The organism is Mesorhizobium sp. M8A.F.Ca.ET.021.01.1.1, assembly GCF_003998025.1.
Classification (GTDB): Bacteria; Pseudomonadota; Alphaproteobacteria; order Rhizobiales; family Rhizobiaceae; genus Mesorhizobium.
Genome location: NZ_RZSJ01000429.1, coordinates 1 through 5,473, shown reverse-complemented (window position 1 = coordinate 5,473; position 5,473 = coordinate 1). Strand labels below are relative to the sequence as shown.

The window sequence follows — 5,473 nt, the reverse complement described above, 5'->3', positions numbered from 1 at the left end:
ACACCCGGGCGGCCCCGCATCTTTCCACATCCACCGGCCGACGCGATCGCATCGGCCCTTCCAGCCCAGGGAGCAACATGATGAAAGCCCTCACATGGCACGGCAAAGGCGATATACGCTGCGAACAGGTAGCCGACCCGGCAATCGAGGACGACCGCGACGTTATCATCAAGGTGACGTGTTGCGCCATATGCGGATCGGACCTGCATCTCATGAACGGCTATATGCCGACCATGAAGTCGGGCGACGTGCTCGGCCATGAAACCATGGGTGAAGTGGTCGAAGTCGGCAAGGGCCATTCGAAGTTCAGGAAAGGCGACCGCATCGTGGTGCCTTTCAACATTTCCTGCGGCGAGTGCTGGTTTTGCAAAAGCGGGCTGTTCTCGCTGTGCGACAACTCCAATCCCAATGCCAAGGAGGCGGCCAAGGTGATGGGACAGTCGCCGGCCGGCCTGTTCGGATACTCGCATCTGGTCGGCGGCTACTGGGGTGGCCAAGCCGAGTATCTGCGCGTTCCGTTCGCCGATGTCGGCCCCATCAAAGTGCCCGACGGGTTGGATGACGAGCAAGTGCTGTTCTTGTCCGACATCTTTCCGACCGGCTATATGGCGGCTGAGAATGCCGGCATCGAGCCGGGCGACACGGTGGCGATCTGGGGCTGCGGTCCAGTCGGCCAATTCGCCATCCAAAGCGCATGGATGCTCGGCGCCGGTCGTGTCATCGCCATCGACAAGGTTCCCGAGCGGCTCGCCATGGCCCGCGACCACGGCAGGGCCGAGACGCTCGATTTCAGCAATTCCGACATCTATGACGCCCTGATGGCGATGACCGGCGGTCGTGGCCCGGACCGCTGCATCGATTGCGTCGGTACCGAATCCGATCCGGGCGCCAGCTTCGACGCCATGGTCGACAAAGTGAAGGCAGCCGTCTATCTCGGCACCGACAGACCGCATGTGCTGCGCGAGGCGATCTACTGCTGCCGCAAGGGCGGTACGGTCTCCGTTCCCGGCGTCTATGTCGGACTTCTCGACCATATCCCGTTTGGCGCCGCCATGAACAAGGGGCTCACCTTCCGGATGGGTCAGACACATACGCAGCGCTACCTGGAACCGCTCCTGGCCAAGGTTCAGGAGGGCGAGATCGATCCCTCCTTCGTCATCACCCACAGGGCGGATCTCGACGCCGGTCCCGACCTCTACAAGACCTTCCGCGACAAGCAGGATGGCTGCATCAAGGTGGTAATGCGGCCTCATGGCTGAGACTGAACCAGCCTTTCCACCCAAGAATGACCTGATGCCGCAAAACCCGCCATCCGGTCGCCAAGTGCCAGCGGCTTTCCATCGCGGAGGGGACGAAACCGATACCGACGCCGGAGCCCGCCGGTGGCCCCAAGACCGTCGGCCCCGACCCTATAGTCAACACCACACGACAATCCCGCTGCCAATCGCAACATCGGCCGAAAGCGTCAGGCCGGCGCCACGCCGCGACCGACGGATGAACCGATTGACTGACACTTCCGGCCCCGAGGATACCGATACCTTGGAAGCCATCCCGGGCAACGCCGCCTAACGGCGACGACCTGAAACCCTCTGCCTCGGCCGCGGCGCCGGGCGACGGAACAAGCTGGGACCAAATCCGTTGTGCCGAGGACGGACGGTGTTCAGTGACCAAGCGTTTGACCGAAAGAAAGCCGGTTACGGCGACAGGTTTGGGCTCGGTGTCGACCAGGCGCCTGCAGGCCGCGCAGGATGAACGGTCTTGCCAAACAGGCAACGTCCGTTCTTGATCAAAGAAAGGATAGTGGGGTGCGCAATCTGCGAGGCGTGCGGCTTCTTATCGTCGAGGATGAATGGTTGCTGGCCGACGACCTTGCACGCTATTTCAGCAATATGGGCGCGGTGATTCTGGGCCCGGCGGCCACGCTCGAACAGGCCGCGATACATACGCAGACGGCCGAGGCGGCGATCCTGGATATCGACATCAACGGCCGCCGGGTATCCCCTATCGCAGACCAATTGCTCCGGCGGGGCGTGCCCTTCGTGTTCTTCAGCGGCGTAGGCGATATCACCATTCCTGAGCATCTGCGTTGTGCCAGCAATCTTTGGAAATCCTCCACCAGCAAGGAAGTCTCCAATGCCTTGTTCCCGCCGTTCTCGCGCGACGACGACAAGCCGACCTCTCCCGACGACGTGTTCGCGCTTCTGCCCAAGCTGAGGCTGGCGGCGCGTTTGCTACTCGCAGACGTCAACGCTTCCGATCGACTGGTCGAGAGGACGCTCGAATTGGCGCTCCGCGATATCGACCAAAGGCAGGCCGGGCTCTCCACCGAGGATTGGCTGAACCGCGTCATGCACAATGTAGTCAGTTCCGACGGTGCCGGCCTTCTGAACTGAGGCTGCAATGCCGCGACGCGCTACCGATCTATCCGTGCGCCGCGGACCGAGGCTGTCGCTCTAATACGGTCACGCTTGACGAATTTTTTGAAGCGGCTGGTCTTACCGGCGCCGGTCTTGGCCCGATGAAGAAACGCCAGATCATGTCCTCGAAGATACGAAAGAACTCTTCCCATTCGATAGCTACGAATGATTCTTCCGGTTCGCCGAAATCGATGCTTAGAACGCCACCTTCTCGCCGGCCGCGCACCCGGCTGGCCTACCTTTCCGCTCCTCTGCCTATTTGCGGATGTCGTCATGTCGATTGTCGTCTGCGCTTCGGACATAGGAGGTCTCCTGTCGATTTCGGTGCCGCCACGTTCTGCCTTCCCCGTGGCGTCGAGGGTGCCTAACACCATCCCGACGGCGGTGTTCCAGGAACAATTGCGACCGGCATCCGTTGGTGGCCATCAGCGATTGAGAGGTCCCGCATGGTTGCGCCACGAGCCGCTTGGAAAGGTTTTTTGAAGGTCGGATCCGTCACCTGTGGCGTGAAGATAATTGGCGCCACCAGCGAGGCCTCCAGGATCCATTTCAAGATACTCAATCGCAAGGACGGGCTGCCGGTCAAAAGTGCCTATGTCGATGAAGCAACCGGGGAGGCCGTTGATGCCGAGGATCAAGTGAAGGGTTTCGAAATCGACACTGACGACTACGTCCGCATCGAGCCTGACGAGATCAAGAAGCTGAAGCTTACCTCAGCCCATACATTGGAGGTCGGCGAATTTGTCGAGTTGGGCGATATCGACACACGCTACCTTGAAAAGCCCTATTACCTGATCCCTGCGGACGGCGCGGCGGCCGAGGCCTTTGAAGTGATCCGCAAGGCCATGGAAAAGAAAAGGGTCGCTGCCCGCTCTTGTGTGGTCCTCTATCAGCGCGGTCGTGAAGTCCTGATCCAGCCCTTCGGCAAAGGCATGCTTCTGACCGAGTTGCGCAGCGACAGCGAAGTAATCTCCGAGCAAAGCGTTTTCAAGGAGATCAAGAAAGTCGAATACGATTCCGACCTTACCGAAATCGCCAGCCTGCTTATCGAAAAGAAAGTGACCAGGTTCGATCCCTCGAAATTTGAAGACACTTACGAAGATGCGCTGATCGCGATGATCGAAGCCAAGCGCAAAGGCGAAGCGCCGCCAAAATCCGCTCCCCGGCCAAAGGAGAACGTCGTCAACCTTGCCGAGATATTGCGCAAGAGCCTAGCGCAGGAGGGCAGCGGGTCGCGGAAGGGCAAAGCTACCGCCTCCAAGAAGAGATCGGCCTAGTTGCCACCATCAATCGTAGCCGCGGATGTAGGTCGTTCGCGCATGCCGGACCTCCTTGCAAAGCGGGACGCGTGCCGTCACACTGGACGCGAAGAGATCGACATTCCTCAGAGGCGACGATGCCCCGCTCGAGCCAGACCACCCCTCCCACTGGTATCTTGGTGGATTTGAAAATCGCTTCACTCCTGACCGCGATCGAACAGGAGAAGGTACCCGATCGGTTGATCCGACTTGCCGTCGAATTGCAGAACGCGCTTGTCGAAAAGCGGCGGCGGGAATTGACAAACTGATCCACGGGGAACTCGGCCCTTGGACAATCGCTGGATAATCCCATCAGGGATGATGGTCGGTGCCGAGATCAAGCTGTCCGTCCGACAAATGTGCTCGCCGTTCCACCAGTGTCTTGAGTGACCTTTCGCCGAGTGATTCCAGCACGCCGGCGCGCGCCCGATTGAGCCGGCTTTTGACCGTCCCGATCGCGCAGCCGCATATATCGGCGGCTTCCTCATAACTAAACCCCAGCACTCCGATCAGCATCAGGATCTCACGCTGATGTTCGGGCAGCTGCTGAATGGCACGGTGAACCTCCCTGCTCTGGACGGACCATTCCTGCGTGGCTTCCGAAATCGGGCGTAAGGACGCGCAATCGAGGAGACCGGGCGCCTCCCGGACGGCGGCTTTTATTCGGGTGTAATACGTGTTGCGCATGATGGTGAAGAGCCACGACTTCATGCGTGTTCCGGGTTCGAATTTGTCGGTATTGGCAAGCCCCTTAGTCAGTGTCTCCTGCAAAAGGTCGTCGGCGTCATCGGGGACACGGCAGAAGGTTCGCGCGAAAGCCCGGAGGGCGGGTATAAGATCGACGATGGAATTCTCTTCGTTCGGCTTGTTGACCAACGCATAGCGTCCGGATGACAACGATCCAACTCCCAAACAGTACGAGTGTGAATGCAGCCTAAGCTTAATGCGCGGCTGTTTGGTTCGTTCCGCCACGCCTTAAGCTCCGGCGAATAATGTCCGGGCCGAAGCGTCGGACGACATGGCGTCGCCAGCAGCGCTTTTGGAACAAGGCTGGGTACGGGGAGTTAGGTGCCGTGACCGGCCAGCCGGGGCACAACATCGAACCGGCGAAATGGGCCGAGGCTCCGGGTCGGCGGAGTGCAAATTGCGGTTCTACTCTCGCAGGCATGTGAATGGAGCGCGCCTAGGCGGATTCCATCCGATCCTGACCTACAGACCGGACCTGACTCCATTGATTTCCGGTATCAAGGAACCAACTCGCCGTTCGCCGGTTCGGTCGCCATCCACCGGAGAGACAATTCGGCATGTCCAACGCAGCAGAGATACTCATCGAGACACTGATCGCATGGAATGTGGAGGTGGTGTTCGGCCTTCCGGGAGATGGCATAAACGGCATCATGGAAGCGCTTCGCACAAGGCGCGGAAAAATAAAGTTCATCCAGGTCAGGCATGAGGAATCGGCTGCGTTCATGGCATGCGCCTATGCAAAATGGACCGGAAAGCTGGGCGTCTGCCTGGCCACATCGGGCCCCGGCGGCACACATCTCTTGACCGGGCTCTACGACGCGAAGCTTGACCAGGCGCCAGTCCTGGCAATCACGGGAATGCAGTTTCACGATCTGATCGAGACGTTCACCCAACAGGATGTCGACCTCACACGCGTGTTCAACGACGTTGCGGTCTACAATGTTCAGGTCTCCGACGCCGCCCATATGGAAAACGTCGCCAGTCTCGCGTGCCGCACCGCTTTGGCACGCA

Annotated in this window: 5 protein-coding genes and 1 pseudogene; 4 read left to right on the top strand and 2 right to left on the bottom strand. The window is 59.7% G+C overall.

The window, feature by feature from the left end; genetic code table 11:
* The first annotated feature begins 80 nt into the window (after positions 1–80).
* Together EOA36_RS26060 and EOA36_RS26055 are read left to right on the top strand one after the other, a co-directional pair.
* Positions 81–1,259, top strand: a complete 1,179-nt coding sequence (locus tag EOA36_RS26060; RefSeq protein ID WP_127280007.1) for a zinc-dependent alcohol dehydrogenase — start codon at positions 81–83, stop codon at positions 1,257–1,259.
* 489 nt (positions 1,260–1,748) lie between these two features.
* Positions 1,749–2,393 (top strand): response regulator, encoded by a 645-nt coding sequence (locus EOA36_RS26055; RefSeq protein ID WP_127280006.1) that lies wholly within the window; start codon positions 1,749–1,751, stop codon positions 2,391–2,393.
* A gap of 20 nt (positions 2,394–2,413) precedes the next feature.
* Here EOA36_RS26055 and EOA36_RS38440 read toward each other — a convergent pair.
* A pseudogene (locus EOA36_RS38440) lies at positions 2,414–2,684 on the bottom strand (hypothetical protein).
* 179 nt (positions 2,685–2,863) lie between these two features.
* Between EOA36_RS38440 and EOA36_RS26045 the strand changes: the two are divergent.
* On the top strand, positions 2,864–3,694 hold the full coding sequence (locus tag EOA36_RS26045) for a Ku protein (protein WP_127280005.1): 831 nt from the start codon (positions 2,864–2,866) through the stop codon (positions 3,692–3,694).
* 333 nt (positions 3,695–4,027) lie between these two features.
* Here EOA36_RS26045 and EOA36_RS26040 read toward each other — a convergent pair whose 3' ends face one another.
* On the bottom strand, positions 4,028–4,612 hold the full coding sequence (locus tag EOA36_RS26040; protein WP_335930831.1) for a sigma-70 family RNA polymerase sigma factor: 585 nt from the start codon (positions 4,610–4,612) through the stop codon (positions 4,028–4,030).
* Between the two features lie 407 nt (positions 4,613–5,019).
* Here EOA36_RS26040 and EOA36_RS26035 point away from each other — a divergent pair.
* A partial coding sequence (locus tag EOA36_RS26035) for a thiamine pyrophosphate-binding protein (protein WP_245464468.1) occupies positions 5,020–5,473 on the top strand: 454 nt, incomplete at its 3' end.